Here is a 21,952-nt window from a genome sequence, read left to right as displayed (position 1 = left end):
CGAGTCCTTATCCAGAGAGGTTGAAATTGCCGGACGCTCCGTAAACGGCGAGCGAAATGAAAAGGGTAATGACTACGACGACAATCAGCGAGGTACGCACCGCCTGACCGACGGCGATCCCGACCCCCACCGAGCCGCCGCTGGCGTTGTAGCCGTAGTACGTATGCACCAGCATTACCGCGATCGCCATCACGATGGCTTGCAGAAATGACCACAGCAGATCGGATGGAATCAGGAAGGTATTGAAATAGTGGTCATAGAGTCCCGCGGACTGTCCGTTGATGAAAACCGTGGTGAAGCGGGCGGCGAAAAAAGCCGCCAGCACCGCAAGCGAGTACAGCGGAATGATCGCGACCAGCCCGGCGATCAACCGCGTCGACACCAGGTAGGAGACCGAGTGGACCGCCATGCACTCGACGGCATCGATCTCCTCGGACACCCGCATCGCGCCAAGCTGCGCGGTGGCACCGGCGCCGATGGTGGCCGCCAGTGCGATACCGGCGATCACCGGAGCGACGACACGCACGTTCAGGAACGCCGACAGAAAGCCGGTCAACGCCTCGATACCGATGTCGCCCAGCGATGAGTAGCCCTGCACGGCGATGACGCCGCCGGACGCCAGGGTCAGAAAGGCCGCCACTCCGACGGTCCCACCGATCATGACCAGGGCCCCCGCGCCCAGCGTCATCTCGGCTACCAGTCGGATCGTTTCCTTGCGGTAGCGCGTGATCGCGTTGGGGATGGAGCGCACGGTTTCGCCGTAGAACAGCGCCTGCTCGCCAAAGTTGTCGACCGGCCGAACCAGCCTCGACATGAACCGGTGAAAGCGGATAGTGACGTCATAGCTCATCGCCTCATCACCATCGCTTGCTATCGGTCATTTGTTACCGGGCCGAGATTCTCACGCCGATAGCGGTCATTACCACGTTGATCACGAATAGGCAGATGAACGCGTAGACCACGGTCTCATTGACCGCATTGCCCACGCCTTTGGGCCCGCCCTTGACGGTCAGGCCGCGATAGCAGCCGACCAGACCTGCCATCACCCCGAACAGCAGGGCCTTGATCTCGGCGAGGATCAACTCGCGCAGCCCGGTCAGCACGGTCAGACCGTTGATGAACGCACCGGGGTTGACGCCCTGCAGAAAGACCGAGAACGCGTAGCCACCCGACAGGCCGATCGCGCACACCAAGCCGTTGAGCAGCAGCGCAACCACAGTGGAAGCCAGGACCCGGGGCACCACCAAGCGTTGGATGGGGTCGATGCCCAGCACCCGCATCGCATCGATCTCCTCGCGGATGGTGCGAGCACCCAGATCCGCACAGATCGCGGTGGCGCCGGCACCTGCCACCACCAGCACGGTAACCACCGGCCCCAGCTGGGTGATGGTGCCAAACGCGGTCCCGGCCCCCGAAAGGTCGGCGGCACCGATCTCGCGCAACAAGATGTTCAGGGTGAATGCCACCAGCACCGTGAACGGGATGGAGACCAGCAGCGTGGGCACCAGTGATACCCGGGCCACCATCCACGTCTGGTCGAGGAACTCCCGGAATTGAAACGGCCGCCGGAAGGCGGCGCGCGCGGTGTCGATGGACATCTCGAAAAACCCGCCGACCGCCCGGGCTGGAACCGCAAGTTGTTGGATCAACTTGGTCCCCCGTCCCAGTCGGCGACGACGCCAGTGTTTCCCAAGAGCCAGCCCAGGGTCCGCACTTGCCTTCGTGTGAGCCGGCTCATACTAACTCAGAACGACTTGGGCATGTCAATGAACGGATACTCGTATAATCACGATCAATCTTGCTGGTCAGTTGCGTTGCCGCGCGGGTAAGTCCGCCACCGGCCCTAGCCGATGGCAGGCCCCGGGCAAAGTCCACTTATTCCTGCTCAAGCCATCAGCGAGCTAGCGGAAAAGTTGTGTTCGGGGTTTCGCCCAGCAAAGTAATCGTGCAATGTATCGGTTAGCTGGCCGGGCTCCCAGGCCGGGCCGTCCGCACTGAACTTGTGCTCCGCCGTCGGCGCCGCCACCAGCGTCACCTGCGGACCGTAGACGATGAACAGCTGCCCGTTGACCGCCGCGGCCGCCGGGGACGCCAGAAACTGCACCAGAGTCACCACGTGTTCCGGCGACAACGGGTCGATCTCGCCCGCCGCCACGTCGGGCGTCGCCCCGAAGACGTCGGCGGTCATGGCGGTGCGGGCCCGCGGACAGATCGCGTTGGCGCATACGCCGTAACGGCCCAACGCCCGCGCCGCGGACAGAGTGAGTGCGGTGATGCCGGCCTTGGCGGCGCCGTAGTTGGCCTGCCCGACGGGACCGACCAGCCCCGCTTCCGATGAGGTGTTGACCAGCCGCCCAAATATCGAGCCCCCGGCCGCCTTGGCTTTCTGGCGCCAATAGGTTGCCGCATTGCGGGTCAGCAGGAAGTGGCCGCGCAGGTGCACCCCGATGACCTGGTCCCAGTCCTCGTCGGTCATGTTGAACAGCATCCGGTCGCGGGTGATGCCGGCGTTGTTGACCACGACGTCGAGCCCGCCCAGCCCATCGGCGGTGGCAATCAGTTCATCGGCGGTGGCGCGCTGGCTGATGTCGCCGGCCACCGCAATCGCCTTGGCACCGACGGCGCTGATCTCATCAATGACGTCAGAGGCGTCCAAGGCCGAGCCGATGTCGTTGACCACCACGGTGGCGCCGAGCCGGGCCAGGCCGACCGCCTCGGCACGGCCCAGTCCCGCGGCCGCGCCGGTGACCACCGCGACCCTTCCGGACAGATCGGTCACGTTCGTGCTGCTAGTCAATTTATGAATACCTCTAGTTTCCGGTTACGCCATGGCGGCTACGCCATGCCGGGCACAGCGGGCCGCTGGCCTAATCCTCACGCAACAGGGCCGCACGCGGGCATTCGGCGATCGCTTGCTCGGCCAGAGCCTCCTGGTCGGGGGGGATGGGATCCGTCTTGACGACCGCATAGTCGTCGTCGTCCAAGTCGAAGATATCCGGAGCAATCCCCAGGCACACGGCGTTGTCTTCGCACCGGTCACGGTCGACTATCACTCGCACGGCGCCCTCCTTGATCTTGCCCAGAACCTGGGCCAGCCAGTGATCATTGTGTAGCACCACCCTAGGACGACCGCACCGCTGACGAAACGGTCGCTGGATTCCCAGACTAGAACGTGTTACAACCGGGGTAACGCATGGGTACCGTTGGCTGCGTGTCGGCAGGTGTGGAGATGCCTGTCATGGCCGGTTACCCAACCCAATCGGTTGACCGGAGGCGGCAGGAATGCGCATCAGTTACACACCCGAGCAGGAGGAGCTGCGCCGCGAACTGCGGTCGTATTTCACCACCCTGATGACGCCGGAGCGCCGCGAGGCGCTGAGTTCGGTCCAGGGCGAATACGGCACCGGCAACGTCTACCGCGAGACGGTTGCCCAGATGGGCAAGGACGGGTGGCTCACCCTGAACTGGCCGAAGGAATACGGCGGCCAGGACCGCTCGCCGATGGACTCGCTGATCTTCACCGACGAGGCGGCCATCGCCGGTGCCCCGGTGCCGTTCCTGACGATCAATAGCGTGGCGCCGACCATCATGGCCTTCGGCACCGACGAGCAGAAGAAGTTCTTCCTCCCCAAGATCGCCGCCGGGGATCTGCACTTCTCCATCGGCTACTCCGAGCCGGGCGCGGGCACCGACCTGGCCAACCTGCGAACCACGGCGGTTCGCGACGGCGACGACTATGTGATCAACGGCCAGAAGATGTGGACCAGCCTGATCGCCTACGCGGACTGGGTCTGGCTGGCGGTGCGCACCAACCCGGAGGCCAAGAAACACCGCGGCATCTCCATGCTGGTCGTTCCCACGACCGCCGAAGGCTTCTCGTGGACACCGGTGCACACCATGGCCGGACCCGACACCAGTGCGACCTACTACACCGACGTGCGGGTGCCGGTGACCAACCTGATCGGTGAGGAGAACGCGGGCTGGAAACTGGTGACCAACCAGCTAAACCACGAGCGGGTGGCCCTGGTCTCGTCGGCACCGATATCCATGGCCCTGCGGGAAGTCCGCGAATGGGCGCAAAACACCAAGGATGCCGGCGGCGCCCGTCTCATCGACTCGGAGTGGGTGCAGCTGAACCTGGCCCGGGTGCACGCCAAGGTCGAGGTGCTCAAGCTGATCAACTGGGAGCTGGCCTCGAACGACGCCGCCCCGTCACCGGCGGACGCATCGGCCGCCAAGGTGTTCGGCACCGAGCTGGCCACCGAGGCCTACCGGCTGCTCATGGAGGTCCTGGGCACCGCGGCCACCCTGCGTCAGGACTCCCCCGGCGCGTTGCTTCGCGGGCGCGTCGAGCGGATGCACCGGGCGTGTCTGATCCTGACCTTCGGCGGCGGCACCAACGAAGTCCAGCGCGACATCATCGGCATGGTCGCCCTGGGACTGCCCCGGGCCAACCGCTGACTTTCACACATTCTCAGAGGACGGACTTCTATGGACTTCTCGACGACTGAAGCGGCTCAGGATCTTGGCGGTCTGGTCGACACCATCGTGGACGCGGTGTGCACGCCCGAGCACCAGCGCCAGCTCGACGGGTTGGAGCAACGATTCGACCGCGAGCTGTGGCGCAAGCTGATCGACAGCGACATCCTGTCCAGTGCCGCCGCCACCCAGGTGGGCGGTGACGGTTTCGGGGTGCTCGAGCAGGTTGCGATCCTGGTCGCGCTCGGGCATCAGCTAGCCGCCGTGCCCTACCTCGAGTCGGTGGTTTTGGCCGCTGGCGCGCTGGCCCGGTTCGGCTCCGAAGAACTGCAGCAGAGCTGGGGTGCCGCGGCGGTCGGCGGTGAGAAGATCCTTGCCGTGGCCCTTGACGCGGAGATGGGCGAGGGACCGGTCCAGGCTGCGCGGTCCGGCGCGGGTTTCCGTCTCACCGGCACCCGCACTCAGGTGGGCTACGGTCCGGTCGCAGACGCCTTTCTTGTTCCCGCCGAAACCGATTCCGGCACCGTTGTTTTCCTGGTTGCCGCCGATGACCCCGGGGTCAGCGTCACCGCGCTGCAGACTACCGGCCTGGGCAGCGTCGGCCATCTGGCCCTGGACGGCACGGAGGTGGATGCCGCACGCGGGATCGGCGGATCCGATGTCACCGCCTGGCTGCGCACCGTTAATACCCTGGGCCGCAGCGCATTTCAGCTCGGGGTACTCGAACGCGGACTCCAGATGACCGCCGAATACGCGCGTACCCGCGAGCAGTTCGACCGCCCGATCGGCAGTTTCCAGGCGGTGGGACAGCGCCTGGCCGACGGCTACATCGACGTCAAGGGATTGCGACTGACACTGACCCAGGCCGCTTGGCGGGTATCGGAGGACCTGCCCGCTGAGATCGATGTGGCATCGGCGGGCTTCTGGGCGGCTGAGGCCGGCCACCGTGTCGCGCACACCATCGTGCATGTGCACGGCGGGGTCGGTGTCGACACCGATCATCCGGTGCACCGTTACTTCCTGGCCGCCAAGGAAGCCGAGTTCGCTCTGGGCGGGGCCACCACAGCGCTTCGCCAAATCGGCCGTGAACTGGCGGAGACTCCAGCGTAGGAGGCGACGGCGCTGGGCGCGGCCGCAGCTTCACGCTCGTCGAGACCAACGAAGGGGCTGAATTGAGCGCGGACCCCACCGTCCCCCAGCTGCTGGTCCCGCTCGCCGAAATCGGAGACCGGGGAATCTATTTCGAAGACTCCTTCACCAGCTGGGCAGACCACATCGGGCACGGCGCCGCGATCGCCGCGGCGCTGCGTGAGCGCCTTGACCCCACTCGCCCGCCGCATGTCGGCGTGTTGCTGCAGAACACGCCGTTCTTCTCGGCGATGCTGGCCGCAGCCGGAATGTCCGGAATCATTCCGGTAGGCCTCAATCCGGTACGCCGCGGCGCGGCACTTGCCCGCGACATCGAACACGCCGACTGCCAGATGGTGCTCGCCGACACGGCATCGGCGAGCACCCTGGACGGCATCGAGCACGTCAACGTCGACTCAGTCGAGTGGGCGGAAGTGATTGCTGCGCATCGTAATTCGGAGATCAGCTTTCAAACTGCCGCACCGGCCGATCTTTTCATGCTCATCTACACCTCCGGCACCAGCGGTGATCCCAAGGCGGTCAAGTGCAGCCACAGCAAGGTCGCGATCGCGGGCGTGACCATGACGCAGCGCTTCGGCCTCGGGCGCGACGACGTCTGTTATGTGTCGATGCCGTTGTTCCACTCCAACGCAGTCCTGGTGGGATGGGCGGTGGCGGTGGCATGCCAGGGATCAATGGCGTTGCGGCGCAAGTTCTCCGCTTCGCAGTTTCTTTCCGACGTGCGCCGCTACGGCGCCACCTATGCAAACTACGTGGGCAAGCCGTTGTCGTATGTGCTGGCCACACCCGAACGACCCGATGACGCGGACAACCCGTTGCGAGCCGTCTACGGCAACGAAGGTGTACCCGGCGATATCGAGCGTTTCGGATGTCGCTTCGGCTGCGTCGTCCAGGACGGCTTCGGTTCCACCGAGGGGGGTGTAGCCATCGCGCGAACCCCCGATACCCCGGCGGGCTCGTTGGGTCCGCTGCCGGAGAACATCGAGATTGTCGACCCCGAGACGGGCCAGCAGTGTCCGGTGGGAGCCGTCGGGGAGCTGGTGAACACCGCGGGGCCGGGCCGGTTCGAGGGCTACTACAACGACGAGGCCGCCTCGGCGCAGCGGATGTCGGGCGGCGTCTACCACAGCGGCGACCTCGCCTACCGCGATGCGGCCGGCTACGCGTACTTCGCTGGCCGCCTAGGCGATTGGATGCGGGTCGATGGTGAAAACCTCGGAACCGCACCGATCGAGCGGGTACTGCTGCGTTATCCCGACGCCATCCAAGTTGCGGTCTACGCGATACCCGATCCGGTGGTCGGAGACCAAGTGATGGCGGCGATGGTGCTCACCCCCGGTGCGAAGTTCGATGTCGACAAGTTCCGCGCATTCCTGGCCGGTCAATCCGACCTCGGCCCCAAGCAGTGGCCGTCCTACGTCCGGATCTGTTCGGCGCTGTCCCGAACCGAGACGTTCAAGGTGCTCAAACGCCAGCTCGCGGCCGACGGTGTCGACTGTGGCGATCCGGTTTGGCCCATCCGCGACCAGTCGTAGCCGAAGCCTGATCTTCGGTGAAAAACACTCAATGAATTTCGCCGATCGGGATAGCATCCGCCTCGATAGTGCCCAGGTCGTGTTTCTCAGAACCCAAGGTGCCCCGGATGTCCTACCTGATTGTCGCGCCATAGGCGATGACGGCGGCCGCCGGCGACCTGGCCGGCATCGGTTCATCAGTCGCCGCGGCTAACGCCGCGGCGGCGGGTCCCACCACCGCGATGCTGACAGCGGCCGCCGACGAGGTGTCCACCGCCATCGCCGCGTTCTTCTCCGCGCACGCCGCCGACTACCAGCGGTTGGCCGGCCAAGCGGCCGCATTGCATACCCAGTTGGAGCGGGTCCTGAGTGCGGGCGCGGTGGCCTACGCCGCCGCGGAGACAACCGGCACATCGCCGCTGCAGCTGGCCATCAACCCGGTGAGCGCACCCGCGCAGAGCCTGCTGGCCCGCCCGATCATCGGCAACGGCGCCAATGCGACGACGCTCGGAGGCAACGGCGGCGACGGCGGCTGGTTGTTCGGCAGCGGAGGCAACGGCGCGGCCGGTGCTGCCGGCCAGGCTGGCGGCAGCGGCGGATCGGCCGGCTTGTTGGGCAATGGCGGCGCGGGTGGCGCCGGCGGGACCGGCGGCGCCAGCGGTGGCAATGGAGGTAGCGGCGGGCTGCTGTTCGGCGGCGGCGGGATCGGCGGCACCGGCGCGGCCGGCGCCGGCATGGGTGGCATGGGCGGCAATGGCGGCAGTGGGTCCTGGCTCATCGGCGGCGGTGGCGCCGGCGGGGCCGGCGGTATCGGCGGGACCGGCGGCGGCACCGGCGGCGTCGGCGGCACCGGCGGCGTCGGCGGCACCGGCGGAGACGCCGGCTGGCTGGTCGGTGCCGGCGGGTCGGGTGGGTCCGGTGGCATCGGCGCCACCGGGACCGGCAGCGGCGGCGCGGCCGGGAATGGCGGCATCGGCGGCAACGGTGGCGCTGGCGGATTGTTCATGAACGGCGGCGACGGCGGGGCGGGCGGCCAAGGTGGCGACGGGGCCGCGGGCGCGGCAGCTGCGGCCGCCGGCGGCACCGGCGGCGACGGCGGTCTGGGTGGCAACGGCGGTGCCGGCGGCGCCGGTGGCGGCGGGCCGGTGCTGTTCGGCCACGCTGGCGCCGGAGGACTCGGCGGCCAAGGCGGCACCGGCGGCATCGGCGACACTGGCGGAGCGGGCACCACCAGCATCGCCGCCGGCACCGGCGGCAACGGTGGTGCCGGTGGCGCCGCGGGTGGCGGCGGCACCGCGGGCGCCGCGGGACCACTGACCAACGCCGGGTTGACCGGCGGTTTCGGCACCGGCGGGACCGGCGGCACCGGCGGTACCGGCGGTGCTGGCGCGCCCGGCATCGACGGGGCGGCCCTCGGCGAGGGCGGCACCAACGGCTACATCGGCGGCAACGGCGGCAACGGCGGTGCCGGTGGCGCCGCGCTGGGAGGCGGTGCCGCGGGCGACGGCGGTCAGGGTGGCCACGGCGGCGCTGGCGGCATGTGTGGAGCCGGGGCGGACGGAATCACCGGTGGCGGGGTGACCGGTGCGGGTGGCAGCGGCGGTGACGGCGGTCAAGGCGGCGAGCCCGGGACCGGCGGCGCCGCCGGCTCCGGCGGTGGCGGTCAGACCGGCAGCCTCGGCATCGGCGGCACCGGTGGACACGGTGGTGCGGGCGGAGACGGTACGCCCGGCGGCAACGGCGCTGCCGGCCCCACCGCGGGAACCGGCGATCCGGGCGTCGACGGCGGGCCGACGGCAACGGCGGTGCCGGCGGGCAGGGCGGCAGCAACGGCACCGGCGGCAACGGCGGTACCGGCGGCAGCGGCGCGACCGGCGGCGACGGCGGTACCGGCGGCGCCGGGACGGCTACCGACGCGGGCGGCACCGGCGGTCAGGGTGGCGTCGGCGGCGCCGGCGGGGCCCCCGGTGCGGCCCGGCTGGCCGGTACCGGCGGTCAGGCGGGCAACGAGGGCGTCGGCGGAAATGGCGCGCAGGGCGGTCACGGCGGTGCTGGCGGCAACGGAGTCGACGGCGGCGACGCCAACGTGTTCACCGGCGACAACGGCGGCGACGGTACCGCCGGCAGCAAGGGCGGCGACGGGGGTGCCGGTGGCGCCGCCGGCGCCAATGGCGGTACCGGCGGGGGCGGCGGCATCGGTGGGAGCGGCGGTGTTGGCGGCGACGGCGGCAACGGCGGTAGCGGCAGCACCGGAACGTCCTCGGCACCCGCAAGCGGTACCGGCGGAATTGGCGGCACCGGAGCCGATGGTGGAGCCGGCGGCAACGGCGGGGCCGCCGGGGGTGCCGGTGGCACCGGCGGTCAGGGTGGCACCGGGGGCGGTGCCGGCAAGGGCGGCACCGGCGGGGCGGGCGGTGCCGCCGTGACTCCCAGACTTGGCATCGGGGACGAGTCCGCAGGCGGTACCGGTGGTACCGGCGGGCACAGCGGCACCGGAGGCCACGGCGGCACCGGAGGAGCAGCCGGCAACGGCGGGGCGGGCGGTGCCGGCGGGGAGGCCGGCGGCGGCGGCAGCGGCGGCGAGGGAGGCGACGGCGGAACCGGCGCGCAGGGCACCACCGTGTCCCTCCCCGGCTCCGGCGGAAACGCCGGCAAGGGCGGCAATGCCGGCGGCGGCGGCGTGGGTGGCACCGGCGGGGCCGGCGCTACCGGGGCACCCGCCGGTGGCGGTGGCACCGGCGGCAATGGCGGCAATCCCGGCGCCGGAGGTAAGGGTGGCGCCGGCGCGTTCGGCGGGGCGGGCAGCTCCCCCGGATTCCTCAGCCCCGCAGGCGACGGCGGTGCTGGTGGTGACGCCGGCACCGCGGGAGCGGGCGGCAACGGCGGCGCCGGCGGCGCGGGTCCGAGCGGCGGCAACGGCGGGACCGGCGGCAACGGCGGCCATGGCGGCAATGGCGGCAACGGCGCCGAGGGCGCCATCGGCGCGCAGTTCGTCCCCGCCTCCAGCCTCCCGACACCGTCCGGCGGAGCCGGTGGCGATGGCGGCAACGGGAGTAACGGCGGTGCGCCGGGCACGGGCGGCAGTGCCGGCGCCGGCACCGGCGGCAGCACCGGCACCCAAGGCACCGGCGGCGACGGTGGCGACGGCGGCAACGGCGGCAACGGCGCCGACGGCGCGAACGCCGTCAACATCGCCTTCACTCCCAACGAGCCCCAGGCCACAGCCGGCAACCCTGGCGGTTCGGGGATCACCGGGGAAATCGGCGGGAGCGGCACGAATGGCAGCCCCGCAACACTGCCGACCACGCAGGTCCAGCAGGGTGGCGACGGCGGAGCCGGCGGCAACGGCACCAATGCCGCCAACAATGAAGTGGCCACCGGCGGGGAAGGCGGCACCGGCGGCACCGGCAGCGCCGGCGGTCCGGCCGGTGACGGCGGTCTCGGCGGCGACGCGTCAGAAACCGGCACCGACGGTGTGGCGGTCGGTGGGCAAGGCGGACAGGGCGGAGCCGGCGGTCAGTTCGGCGGCGGCGGCAACGGTGGGGACGGTGGGAATGTCACCGCCGGATCGGCCGGCAGCACCGCGGGTAACGGCGGCAACGGCGGCAACGCCAACAACGGCACCATCGAGGGCTCCCCCGCCGGCGGCAACGGTTCCGCGGGCGGCGACGGCGGCGACGGTGGCGACGTCGCCTCCGGGGCGACCGGCACCGCCGGTACTGGTGGTACGGGCGGTGCCGGCAATGACGGAACCATCAACGCCGGCACTGGCGGCAACGGTGGCGCCGGGGGCAGGGCCAGTAGCGGCGGCGCCAACGGCGGCAACGGGGGTACCGGCGGAACCGGCGGCGACGGCGGCAAGGGCGGTGGCGGTGCCGTCGGCGGTAGCGGTGGGGATGGCGGCGACGGCGGCGTCAATAACGGCGCCGGGGCCAACGGCAACGGAGGCGGCGGCGGCACCGGCGGCACCGGCTCCATCGGTGCGGCCGGCGGCAATGGCGGACAAGGCGGCAGTGGGGGCGCTGCGGGTTCTGGCGGCGGCACCGCGGGCAATGGCGGGGCCGGCGGGCTGGGCGGGGCGGGCGGGACCGGCGGGGTCGGCGGTGGCGGCGGCGACGGCGGAGCGGGTGCCCTGGCAGGCACCGGTGGCAGCGGCGGCGCGGCGGGCGCCGGAGGTCAGGCCTGATGATGGGCGCGCCCCGCGCCGCGCTCGAGGCAAGCTTCGAGCAGCTGTGCACCGCGCTGCCGGCGACCGCGGGTGTGGCGGTCGCGCTCCCCGACAGCGGCGAGACCTGTTCGTTGGGCTCCTGGTCGACCGGCGTCGCCTGGTCGACGGTCAAGGTGCCGTTGGCGATCGCAGCGCTGCGCAGCAACCCACGGCGCGCAGCTGCATGGGTGACCAAGGCGATCACCGAATCGGACAACGCGGCCGCCGAGCAGCTGTGGTCGCAGCTGGGCGACCCCCTCGATGCCGCCCAACAGGTGCAGGCCGTCATCGGCACGGCCGGCGATGAGTGCACCCGGGTGGAATCGCGCCGACTTCGGCGCGGTTTCACCGCATTCGGTCAAACACCATGGCGCCTGGACCGGCAAGCGCTGTTCGCCGCGGGACTGCCCGGTGTTGCGGACGCGAGCCCCGTCATCGACTTGATGCGCCAGCTCACCGAGCGCCATCGCTGGGGTCTGGCCGCCAAAGGAGTTGCCGCAAAAGGCGGCTGGGGCCCCGGCCAGGACGGCGACTATTTGGTGCGGCAGTTCGGCATCGTGCCCACCGGATCGGGCCATCTGGGTGTGGCATTGGCCGCGCAGGCAGCCAGCTTCCAAACCGGAGTCAAGGCGCTGAACAGGATCGCGGATTGGCTCCTGGGCGGCAGCGCAAAGCTATCTCCCCTTACCGGAGGCGGCGGCTAGCCCAGCAGCGATGGCACGACGGCGTCGATCAGATGCGGCCCGGGTTCATTGAAGGCGCCGCGCAGCGCGTCCGCAAATTCCTCGCAGCTACTGACCCGCCGGGCCGGAACACCCATGCCTTCCGCAATCTTGACGAAATTCATTGTGGGACGGGAGATATCAAGAAGATCCAGCGCTTTGGGACCGGGCGCCGAGCCGGCACCCACGCGCTGCAACTCCACTCGCAGAATGTCGTAGGCGCCGTTGTTGTAGATGACGGTGGTGACATCGAGGTTTTCCCGGGCCTGGGTCCACAACCCGGAGATCGTGTACATCGCCGACCCGTCGGATTGCAGGCACAGCACCGGACGTTCGGGCGCCGCGACCGCGGCACCCACCGCGGCCGGAATGCCGTAACCGATCGCCCCGCCGGTCAGCGTCAGCCAATCGTGGGCCGGCGCACCGGCGGTCGCCTGCGGCAGCAGCACACCCGAGGTGTTGGACTCGTCGACGACGATCGCACGTTCGGGCATCAGCGCGCCGATCACGTCCGCCGCTGACATCGAGGTCAGCGCACCCGTGGGCAGTTGCGGGCGCGATAGCGCGGCCAGCGGCGCACTCGTCCCGGGCGCAACCTCGTCGGCCAGTGCGATCAAGGCATCAGCCGCTCCCCGGTGCCCGGCAAGCTCGTGCACCGTGCATCCGGCGGGCACCAGATCGCTGGCCATGCCCGGGTAGGCGAAGAACGACACCGGCGATTTCGCGCCGGCCAGCACCAGATGTTTGGCCCCGTCCAGCTGTGCCGCCGCGGCCTCGGCGAAGTATCCGAGCCGTTCCACCGCGGGCACTCCAGCGCCGCGCTCCAGCCGGGTCGGGAATGTCTCGCACAGCCACCGCGCGCCGGTCGCCTCGGCGATACGAGCGGCCGCGGCCAGACCCGGCCCCCGGGTGGCGTCCCCACCGATCAAGAGCAGGGCCGGTTCCGCCGAGCGCAGCATCTTGGCGATCGAGACCACGTCGCCGGTGACCGGCGCGGGTTGCGCCGGCGGCACCATGGCCGGCTCGGCGCCGTCGGACCAGGACGCGTCCGCCGGCAGGATCAGCGTGGAAACCTGCGGCCCCTGCCGGCTGGCGGCGATGGCCTTGGCGGTGTCGGCGCCGACATCGGCGGCCGTCTCGGTCCGGTGCACCCAGCCCGAAACCGTGCCGGCCAATGCGTCGATGTCGGATTCCAATGGGGCGTCGTACTTCTTGTGGTAAGTCGCGTGGTCTCCGACGACCACAACCATCGGCACCCGGGCCCGGCGGGCGTTGTGCAGGTTGGCCAGGCCGTTGCCGAGTCCGGGGCCCAGATGCAGCAGTACCGCTGCGGGCTTGTCGGCCATGCGGGCATAGCCATCGGCCGCACCGGTGGCCACGCCCTCGAAGAGGGCGAGCACACCGCACATGTCCGCAACCGTGTCCAGTGCGGCCACGAAATGCATCTCCGAGGTACCGGGGTTGGCAAAGCACACGTCAACACCACCATCGACCAAGGTGTTGATCAGAGCCTGGGCACCGTTCACCTGCCTACTCCTTTATCTTGGGGGTCGTTGCGCGAGCCCGAAGACCCGCTCGGCGTTGCCGTGCAGAAAGTCGCGTCGAGCCTCGTCTTCCAGACCGAGTTCGTCAAGGCCCGCCAGGGCGTGCGCATGAGCGATCATCGGGAAGTTGGTGCCGAACAAGACTTTGCGTCGTCCGGTGCCAGTCTTCATGAATCGGATCAACTCGTGCGGCAGCCGCTTGATCGTGTAGGCCGACGTGTCGATGTAGACGTTTTCGTGTTTGCGCGCCACCGCGACCATCTCTTCTGTCCACGGGTAGCCGACGTGACCGCAGACGATCACCAGCTCCGGGAAGTCCAGGGCCACTTGGTCGATGTAGGGGATCGGGCGGCCGGTCTCCGATGGCCGCAGCGGGCCGGTGTGCCCGACTTGGGTGCAGAACGGAACCCCCGACTCCACGCACTCGGCGAACAGTGGGTAATAGCGGCGATCGGTGGGCGGCGCCTCCCACAACCAGGGCACCACCCGCAGACCGACGAACCCCGAAGCGACTCGGCTTCGCAGCTCGCGAACCGCGACCATCGGACGGTCCAGGTCTACCGCCGCCAGCCCGGCGAATCGCTGCGGGTGCAGATCGACCCACCCCGCAACCTCGTCGTTAGACACCAGATCCTGACCATTGGGACCACGCCACGCGCTGAGTAGACCGAACTCGACGTCGGCGGCATCCATCGATGCAATGGTCGCCTCGATGGGGATCTGGGCCTCGGGGATCGAGCTGTCGGTCCAGCGGCGCAGCGAGGCCAGCATGTCGCTGCGCAGGAATCGCTGAGTCGGATGCTGCATCCACGCGTCGATCGTCATCGCACTTCAGACTCTAACGCCCCGCGAGGGTGGGTGATTTCGACAGGTGAGGCTAGGCAGCGAGAACGGCGCGCGCCACCACATCGGTCCGCTGGACGTGGCCACCGCCGAAGAGCACCACGTGCGCCAGCAGCGGGTAAAGCTGGTGCAGTCCGATGCGGCCACGCCAGCCGGGCCGCAGCGGTCGCAGCTGCTGGTAGCCGGCGAGGATGGCTTCGTAGTGCGCGCAGCCGAACAGTGCGAGCATCGCCAGATCGGATTCGCGATGGCCGGCATGCGCGGCGGGGTCGATCAGCACCACCCCGTCGGGTGTCCACATCACGTTGCCACCCCACAGATCGCCGTGTCGCCGGGCCGGCCGATCGTCGTCGTCGAAATCACCTGCGCGACAACGTGTGATGACGGATTCGATGGTGGCGCGGGTGGGGGCGCCAAGGCGCGGCGCGGCAAGCTCGGCCATCGGCGCCAGGCGCTCCTGAGCATAAAAGTCGCCCCAGTGTTGGTGCCGCGCCAGCGACATCGGCAGTGGCTGCGACAACGGCCCGAAGAATCCCGGCCCGTCCCAGCCCTGCGGCCCCGCCCCGAACGCCGGGGCGCCCGCATCGTGGGTGATGGCCAGTCGGCGGCCAAAATCGTGCGCCGCCGCAACGCTGGGGGCCACGGATTCCAGCCGCCGCAGCGTCAGACTCGTCTGGCCCACCGAAACCACCGGCACACATGCGACACCGCCGTCGACATCGGAAAGCCATCGCAGGCCTGCCGCTTCCCACGCGAAATAACCGGCGGGCGCACCCGAGTGCTGCTTGACGAAGTCGCTCACACCGCGTCGCGCATCATGCGTTCACATGCGCGGCGTGCACATCGTCGGCGGGCCGCGCCTCGGTCTGCTCCTTGGCCCAGCGGTAGTCCGGCTTGCCCGCGGGTGAACGCTTGACCTCGTCGACGAACCAGAGGCTGCGTGGCACCTTGTATCCCGCGATCGCGCTGCGCACGAAGCCGTCCAACTCCGCCAACGACGGACGAGAGCCCGGCCGGGGCGCCACCACGGCCGCCACGTGCTGGCCGTAGCGCGGATCCGGCACACCGACCACCAGGGCGTCGAACACATCGGGGTGGCCCTTCAACGCCGCCTCGACCTCTTCGGGGTAGATCTTCTCGCCGCCGCTGTTGATCGACACCGAGCCGCGTCCCAGCATGGTGACCGTCCCGTCCGCCTCGACCATTGCGTAGTCGCCGGGGATCGCATAGCGAACACCGTTGATGGTCTTGAAGGTCTCGGCGGTCTTCTTCTCGTCCTTGTAGTAGCCGACCGGGATGTTGCCCTTCTTGGCGATGATGCCGCGCACCCCCGAGCCAGGTTTGACCTCGTTGCCCTCCTCGTCGAGTACCACGGTGCGATGGTCGATGGTCACCCGCGGACCACCGGTGGTGGCCTGGCCGGCTCCCACGATGCTGGTGCCGCCAAAGCCGGTCTCCGACGAACCAATTGAGTCGGTGATGACCCGATTCGGCAGCAGCTCGAGCAGCTTCTCCTTGATGCTCGGCGAGAACAGCGCCGCGGTGCTGGCCAACAGGAACAACGACGACAAGTCGTAATCGTTGTCCTTCATCAGCGCGTCGAGCAGCGGACGCGCCATCGCATCCCCGGTGAAGAACAGCAGATTGACCTTGCGGTCGCTGATGGTGCGCCACACCTGGTCCGCGTCGAATTCCGGCGCCAGCACGGTGGTTTGACCGGAGAAGATCGACATCCAGGTAGCCGACTGGGTAGCGCCGTGGATCATCGGCGGAATCGGGTAGCGGATCATCGGCGGATTCGCGGCGGCGGCTTTGGCCAGATCGTATTCGTCCTTGATGAATTCGCCGGTTGCGAAGTCGGTTCCGCCGAACAGCACCCGGTAGATGTCCTCGTGACGCCACATCACGCCCTTGGGGAAGCCAGTGGTACCCCCGGTGTAGAGGATGTAGATGTCATCGGCGCTGCGCTCCCGCTGCAGCTCGGCGAAGTCTCGCTCGGGCGAGCCGTCGGCAATGGCCGAGTAAAACTCCACACCGCCGTAACGCTGGTAGTCCTTGTCACTACCGTCCTGCACCACCAGGATCGTCTTGACGTTGGGGGTTTCCGGCAGCACGTTGGCGACTCGGTCCGCGTACTGACGCTCGTGGACCAACGCCACCATGTCGGAGTTGTCGAACAGGTACTTCAGCTCCCCCTCGACGTAGCGGAAGTTGACGTTGATCAAAATGGCGCCCGCTTTGATGATGCCGAGCATCGCGATGACAATCTCGATGCGGTTTCGGCAGTAAAGGCCGACCTTGTCGCCCTTGCGCACCCCCTGGTCGATGAGGTGGTGCGCCAGTCGATTGGCTTTTTCCTCCAGCTGGGCATAGGTCAGATGCTCATCGCCGCAGATGAGGGCTACACGGTCAGGCACAGCGTCGATGGCGTGCTCGGCTAGATCGGCAATATTCAGGGCCACGGCCACCAAACTAGAACGTGTTACATTTCTTGACAAGCGAATGGCCGATGTCATGCCAAAGGCGGTGCTCGTGGCCCCGAATACTTCCGAGACGCCAGCAAACGGGGAGTCCGGACCAGACGCGCTGGTGGAGCAGCGCGGGCACACCCTGATCGTGACGATGAATCGCCCGTCCCGACGTAACGCGCTTAGTGGCGAAATGATGCAAATCATGGTCGAGGCCTGGGATCGCGTCGACAACGATCCCGACATCCGCTGCTGCATCCTGACCGGCGCGGGCGGCTACTTCTGCGCTGGGATGGACCTCAAGGCGGCAACCAAGAAGCCGCCGGGCGACTCATTCAAGGACGGCAGCTACGACCCGTCGCGCATCGACGCGCTGTTGAAGGGCCGCCGGCTGAAAAAGCCGCTGATCGCCGCCGTCGAGGGCCCCGCGATCGCCGGCGGAACCGAGATTCTGCAAGGTACCGACATTCGCGTCGCCGCCGAGAGCGCCAAGTTCGGCATCTCGGAGGCCGAGTGGAGCCTGTACCCGATGGGCGGCTCGGCGGTGCGGCTGGTCCGCCAGATCCCCTACACGGTGGCCTGCGATCTGCTGCTGACCGGACGGCACATCACTGCCGCGGAGGCCAAGGAGATGGGGCTGGTGGGCCACGTCGTTCCCGACGGCCAGGCGCTGACCAAGGCGCTGGAAATTGCGGAGATCATCGCGGCCAACGGGCCTCTTGCGGTCCAGGCGATCCTGCGCACCATCCGCGAAACCGAGGGCATGCACAAGAACGAGGCGTTCAAGATCGACACTCGGATCGGCATCGAGGTGTTCTTGTCCGACGACGCCAAAGAAGGTCCGCAGGCGTTCGCGCAGAAGCGCAAACCCAACTTCCAGAACCGCTGATCTCCCGCTCGGCGTGCTCAGCTCAGTGGCCGGCTGGGAGTGAAGACGACCGGCATGGACTCCAAGCCGCTGACAAAGTTCGCCGGCCGCAGCGGCAACCGCGAATCCTGATCGGCCAGCCTCAAGTCAGGCAGCCGCTGCACCACCCGAGCGGTCATCAACGACAGCTCCAACCGGGCCAGCTGATTGCCCATGCAGAAGTGGGTACCGAAGCCGAAAGCCAAATGGCTGTTCGGGTTTCGCTGGATGTCGAACTTCTCCGGGTCGGTGAACACCGCCTCGTCGAAATTGGCCGACTCGAACAGCAGCATGATCTTTTCGCCCTCGCTCAACGCGGTCCCGTGAAACTCGGTGTCCGCGGTCAGCATTCGGCACATGTTTTTCACCGGCGCGGTCCAGCGCAGCATCTCTTCGATGGCGCCCGGCAGCAACTCTCGGTCGCTTTGCAGCAGGTCCCACTGGTCGCGGTTGCGCAACAGTTGCTCGCTTCCGCCGCTTAGCGTGTGCCTGGTCGTCTCGTCGCCGCCGATCAGAATCAGCAGCGTCTCCATGACCAGTTCGTCGTCGCTCAGCCGCTCACCGTCGACTTCCGAACTGACCAACACGCTGACCAGGTCGTCGGTAGGCTCGGCGCGGCGCGCGGCGATGGTCGCCCGGGTGAAGTCGTTGTAGGCGGCGAAGGCGTCGATGGTGACCTGGAAATCCTCTTGTGACACATGGGAACTGAGGAATGTCACCAGATCGTCTGACCACCTCAGGAACATCTCTCGCTGTTCGGGGAGCACCCCGAGCATGTCACCGATGACCGCCATCGGCAGCGGCGCGGCCAGGTCCCGCACGAAGTCGCATTCTCCGCGCTCACAAACCGCGTCGATTAGCGTGTCGCACAGCTGGGCGATCGAGTGCTCTTTGTCTTTGACCCGCTTGCGGGTAAAACCCGCGTTAACCAGCTTGCGCCGCAACAGATGTGCCGGGTCGTCCATGTCGATCATCATCGGCAGCGCGTCCTGATCGGGACGGATGCCGCCGGCGTTGGAGAACAGTTCGGGCTGCCGCTCGGCATCGATCACGGCCTGATAGGTGGACGCGGCAGCCAGACCGTTGCGGTCACGGAAGACGGGCTGATTGGCCCGCATCCACCGATATGCCTCTCGCGCTTGCCTACTGGCGTAGAAGTTGCCGTCGGTCAGGTCGACGTCGCGTTTGATCAACGGCTTAGTCATCGCCATTCCTCCGCATTACAGTGAGCCTTATGCCCGTCTCTCAACACATCATCGCCGGCACTGTGCTCACCATGCCGGTGCGCATCCGCACAGCCAATCTGCACTCCGCGATGTTCTCGGTTCCCGCCGTGGCCGCACAACAGCTCATCGACTACAGCGGGCTGCGGGTGTGCGAATACCTGCCCGGCAAGGCGATGGTGATGCAGATGCTGGTGCGCTATGTCGACGGAGACCTCGGCCGGTACCACGAGTACGGCACCGCGGTCATGGTGAATCCGCCGGGCGTCCAAACACGTGGACCGCGAGCGCTGGCCAAGGCCGCGGCGTTCATCCACCACCTGCCGGTCGACCAGTCGTTCACCCTCGAGGCCGGGCGCACCATCTGGGGCTTCCCGAAGATCATGGCGGACTTCAACGTCCGCGAGGGCAAGAAGTTCAGCTTCGATGTCAGCGCGGACGGGCAGCTGATCGCCGGCATCGAATTCAGCAACGGCGTTGCGGTGCCCACCCGGGGCGCGCAGGTGCTCCAGACCTACTCTCACCAGGACGGGGTCACCCGGGAGATTCCGTGGGAAATGCGAATCACCGGAATGCGCGCCCGGCTGGGCGGTGCACGTCTGCATCTGGGTGAGCACCCCTACGCCAGGGAACTTGCTTCGCTGGGGCTGCCCAAGCGTGCGCTGGTTTCCCAATCGGCAGCCAATGTGGAGATGACGTTCGGCGACGCGCACGCCATCTGAAGTCAACCCCACCGGGCCAATCTAGAACGTGTTCTAATCACCTGGCAAGAACCGCGTGGATCAGCCTCCAACAAGTCCGGCGAGCTCGCGGACCTGCTCAACGCTGCGGGCGCTGACCACCATCATGGTGACACCGGCGGCTTCCCAGACCTCGATTTGCTTACGCACGTAGTCGGCGTCGCCGACGATCACGGCGTCATCGACCAGCTCGTCGGGGATGATCTCGGCGGCCTCGTCCTTGCGGTTGGACCGGAACAATTTGGTGACGTCGTCGACCACTTCCGCGTAGCCCATCCGGCGGTAGACGTCGGCGTGGAAGTTGGTGCCCTCGGCTCCCATTCCCCCCATGTAGAGAGCCACGAACGGTTTGATGGCGGCGAACGCCGCCGGCCGGTCCTCGGTGACCACTACCTGCGCCGTCGCACAGATCTCGAAGTCCGCGCGGCTGCGCCGGGCGCCGGGGCGGGCGAATCCCTCGTCCAGCCATTCGTTGTACATGTCGGCCATCCGGGGCGTGTATGAAGATGGGCAACCAGCCGTCACAGATCTCCGCGGCCAGTGCGACGTTCTTCGGCCCCTCGGCACCCAGCATGATCGGGATATCCGCACGCAATGGGTGGGTGATGGGCTTGAGCGCCTTACCCAGGCCGGTTGTCCCGGCACCCGTCAGCGGCAGCGGGTAGTGCGGGCCGTCGCTGGTCACCACCCCTTCCCGGGCCCACACCTGGCGCAGGATGTCGACGTATTCACGGGTGCGGGCCAGTGGTTTGGGGAACCGCTGCCCATACCAGCCCTCCACCACCTGGGGACCGGACACGCCCAATCCCAGAATGTGCCTGCCACCACTGAGGTGGTCGAGGGTCAGCGCCGCCATCGCGCATGCGGTCGGAGTACGCGCGGAGAGCTGGATCACCGAGGTGCCCAGCCGCAGCCGCTGGGTCGAGGAACCCCACCAGGCCAAGGGTGTGTAGGCGTCCGAGCCCCACGCCTCGGCGGTGAAGACGGCATCGAATCCGGCTTCCTCGGCCGCGGCGACCAACTCCCCAGCGTTCTCGGGAGGCTGCGCGCCCCAATACCCCAGCTGCAATCCGAGCTTCATCGCTGCCTCTCTCAGGGCCCCAAGAAAGCCCTAGTTGAAACCGTTCTTAGAACCTGTTCTACTCGAAGGCGTGACAGCCAGTTCGAGCGGCCCGACCCTGATCGATCACCCTGAGCCGCCCCTCTCCGCGCCGTTGACGTTGTCCTTCGACTACACCCGTTCGGTAGGGCCCACCCTCGGTGAGTTCTTCACCGCGTTGCGCGAGCGCCGGATTCTGGGAGTCCGTGGATCCGACGGCAGGGTGCACGTGCCGCCGGCGGAGTATGACCCGGTCACCTACGAACCGTTGGGCGAAATGGTACCGGTGTCGGCCGTCGGCACAGTCGCGTCCTGGACCTGGCAGCCGGAGCCGCTACCGGGGCAGCCGCTGGACCGCCCGTTCGCCTGGGCGCTGATCAAGCTGGACGGCGCGGACACCCCGCTGCTGCACGCCGTCGATGCGGGCGGGCCGGACAAGATCAAGACCGGCGCCAGGGTCCACGTGCACTGGGCCGACGAGACGGTGGGCGCCATCACCGACATCGCCTATTTCAAGCTGGGCGAGGACGCCGAGCCGCCCGCAGAACCGAGTGAGCAGGATCCGGTCAAGATGATCGTCACGCCGGTGTCGCTGACGATTCAGCACACCGCCTCACACGAGGAAAGCGCCTACCTCAGGGCCATCGCCGAAGGAAAACTGCTCGGCGCGAGGACCGGCGCGAAGGGGAAGGTTTACTTCCCGCCGCACGGGGCCGATCCGGCCACCGGCCAGCCGACCACCGAGTTCGTCGAACTGCCGGACCAGGGCACGGTGACCACGTTCGCGATCATCAATATCCCGTTCCAGGGTCAGCGCATCAAGCCGCCCTACGTCGCGGCCTACGTGCTGCTCGACGGCGCCGACATTCCGTTCCTGCACCTGGTCGCCGACATCGACGCCAACGAAGTGCGGATGGGCATGCGCGTCGAGGCGGTGTGGAAGCCCCGCGAGGAGTGGGGATTCGGCATCGACAACATCGAGTATTTCCGGCCGACCGGGGAACCGGGCGCCGACTATGACACCTACAAACACCACCTGTAAAGGGCTCACCCACAC

Annotated in this window: 18 protein-coding genes and 1 pseudogene; 9 read left to right on the top strand and 10 right to left on the bottom strand. The window is 68.1% G+C overall.

The window, feature by feature from the left end:
• Positions 1-7 precede the first annotated feature (7 nt).
• The 4 genes from SHTP_RS02270 to SHTP_RS02255 all read right to left on the bottom strand — a co-directional run bounded on the left by SHTP_RS02270 (position 8) and on the right by SHTP_RS02255 (position 3,059).
• A complete protein-coding gene (locus tag SHTP_RS02270; RefSeq protein ID WP_096369651.1) occupies positions 8-850 on the bottom strand; it encodes an MlaE family ABC transporter permease in 843 nt (280 codons plus the stop codon).
• A gap of 34 nt (positions 851-884) precedes the next feature.
• Entirely contained in the window at positions 885-1,649 is a 765-nt protein-coding gene (locus SHTP_RS02265; protein ID WP_015357355.1) for an MlaE family ABC transporter permease, read from the bottom strand.
• Positions 1,650-1,885: 236 nt separating this feature from the next.
• Positions 1,886-2,797, bottom strand: coding sequence for a 3-oxoacyl-ACP reductase (locus SHTP_RS02260; RefSeq protein ID WP_012396514.1), 912 nt, complete (start codon positions 2,795-2,797; stop codon positions 1,886-1,888).
• Between the two features lie 70 nt (positions 2,798-2,867).
• Positions 2,868-3,059: a ferredoxin gene (locus tag SHTP_RS02255; RefSeq protein WP_096372276.1), complete on the bottom strand. Its 192-nt coding sequence runs from the start codon at positions 3,057-3,059 to the stop codon at positions 2,868-2,870.
• A 223-nt stretch (positions 3,060-3,282) separates the two neighbouring features.
• On the opposite strand from SHTP_RS02255, the gene SHTP_RS02250 reads away from it, so the two are divergent.
• From SHTP_RS02250 to SHTP_RS02230, 6 genes are all read left to right on the top strand, one after another.
• The gene (locus tag SHTP_RS02250; protein WP_015357358.1) at positions 3,283-4,461 is read left to right on the top strand and encodes an acyl-CoA dehydrogenase; all 1,179 of its coding nucleotides are present in this window, start codon (positions 3,283-3,285) and stop codon (positions 4,459-4,461) included.
• Between the two features lie 30 nt (positions 4,462-4,491).
• Positions 4,492-5,589: an acyl-CoA dehydrogenase family protein gene (locus SHTP_RS02245; protein WP_096369650.1), complete on the top strand. Its 1,098-nt coding sequence runs from the start codon at positions 4,492-4,494 to the stop codon at positions 5,587-5,589.
• A 62-nt stretch (positions 5,590-5,651) separates the two neighbouring features.
• On the top strand, positions 5,652-7,163 hold the full coding sequence (fadD17, locus tag SHTP_RS02240; RefSeq protein ID WP_096369649.1) for a long-chain-fatty-acid--CoA ligase FadD17: 1,512 nt from the start codon (positions 5,652-5,654) through the stop codon (positions 7,161-7,163).
• Positions 7,164-7,300: 137 nt separating this feature from the next.
• Positions 7,301-9,568, top strand: coding sequence for a PE family protein (locus tag SHTP_RS30635; protein WP_477505927.1), 2,268 nt, complete (start codon positions 7,301-7,303; stop codon positions 9,566-9,568).
• Positions 9,565-11,328: a hypothetical protein gene (locus tag SHTP_RS30630; protein WP_231991822.1), complete on the top strand. Its 1,764-nt coding sequence runs from the start codon at positions 9,565-9,567 to the stop codon at positions 11,326-11,328. Before SHTP_RS30635 ends, SHTP_RS30630 begins: the two co-directional genes overlap by 4 nt.
• Complete coding sequence (locus tag SHTP_RS02230; RefSeq protein ID WP_096369648.1) at positions 11,328-12,053, top strand: serine hydrolase; 726 nt, start codon at positions 11,328-11,330, stop codon at positions 12,051-12,053. Before SHTP_RS30630 ends, SHTP_RS02230 begins: the two co-directional genes overlap by 1 nt.
• Here the strand turns inward: SHTP_RS02230 and SHTP_RS02225 are convergent.
• Genes SHTP_RS02225 through SHTP_RS02210 form a run of 4 tightly spaced genes read right to left on the bottom strand, consistent with a single transcriptional unit; the run spans position 12,050 to position 16,926 of the window.
• Positions 12,050-13,597 (bottom strand): acetolactate synthase large subunit, encoded by a 1,548-nt coding sequence (locus SHTP_RS02225; RefSeq protein ID WP_096369647.1) that lies wholly within the window; start codon positions 13,595-13,597, stop codon positions 12,050-12,052. The two genes, SHTP_RS02230 and SHTP_RS02225, sit on opposite strands and share 4 nt — an antisense overlap.
• 12 nt (positions 13,598-13,609) lie before the next feature.
• Positions 13,610-14,440 carry an amidohydrolase family protein gene (locus SHTP_RS02220; RefSeq protein WP_015357364.1) on the bottom strand — a complete coding sequence of 277 codons (831 nt, stop codon included), beginning with the start codon at positions 14,438-14,440 and terminating at the stop codon, positions 13,610-13,612.
• A 52-nt stretch (positions 14,441-14,492) separates the two neighbouring features.
• The gene (locus tag SHTP_RS02215; RefSeq protein WP_096369646.1) at positions 14,493-15,260 is read right to left on the bottom strand and encodes a fructosamine kinase family protein; all 768 of its coding nucleotides are present in this window, start codon (positions 15,258-15,260) and stop codon (positions 14,493-14,495) included.
• 13 nt (positions 15,261-15,273) lie between these two features.
• Positions 15,274-16,926, bottom strand: a complete 1,653-nt coding sequence (locus SHTP_RS02210; protein WP_096369645.1) for an acyl-CoA synthetase — start codon at positions 16,924-16,926, stop codon at positions 15,274-15,276.
• Positions 16,927-16,972: 46 nt separating this feature from the next.
• Between SHTP_RS02210 and SHTP_RS02205 the strand changes: the two genes are divergently transcribed.
• Entirely contained in the window at positions 16,973-17,815 is an 843-nt protein-coding gene (locus SHTP_RS02205) for a crotonase/enoyl-CoA hydratase family protein (protein WP_096372275.1), read from the top strand.
• A 17-nt stretch (positions 17,816-17,832) separates the two neighbouring features.
• Here SHTP_RS02205 and SHTP_RS02200 read toward each other — a convergent pair whose 3' ends face one another.
• A complete protein-coding gene (locus tag SHTP_RS02200; protein WP_096372274.1) occupies positions 17,833-19,038 on the bottom strand; it encodes a cytochrome P450 in 1,206 nt (401 codons plus the stop codon).
• A 29-nt stretch (positions 19,039-19,067) separates the two neighbouring features.
• Here SHTP_RS02200 and SHTP_RS02195 point away from each other — a divergent pair, with 29 nt between their 5' ends.
• Entirely contained in the window at positions 19,068-19,778 is a 711-nt protein-coding gene (locus SHTP_RS02195; RefSeq protein WP_096369644.1) for an acetoacetate decarboxylase family protein, read from the top strand.
• A gap of 60 nt (positions 19,779-19,838) precedes the next feature.
• Here the strand turns inward: SHTP_RS02195 and SHTP_RS02190 are convergent.
• Positions 19,839-20,877, bottom strand: a pseudogene (locus tag SHTP_RS02190) (LLM class F420-dependent oxidoreductase).
• A 70-nt stretch (positions 20,878-20,947) separates the two neighbouring features.
• Here SHTP_RS02190 and SHTP_RS02185 point away from each other — a divergent pair.
• Entirely contained in the window at positions 20,948-21,937 is a 990-nt protein-coding gene (locus SHTP_RS02185; RefSeq protein WP_096369643.1) for a Zn-ribbon domain-containing OB-fold protein, read from the top strand.
• Positions 21,938-21,952 lie beyond the last annotated feature (15 nt).

It is taken from the genome of Mycobacterium ulcerans subsp. shinshuense, from assembly GCF_002355775.1.
GTDB classification, from domain to species: Bacteria; Actinomycetota; Actinomycetes; order Mycobacteriales; family Mycobacteriaceae; genus Mycobacterium; species Mycobacterium marinum.
The sequence above is the reverse complement of the archived record's forward strand: the minus strand, read 5'-3'. Positions and strand labels throughout refer to the sequence as shown.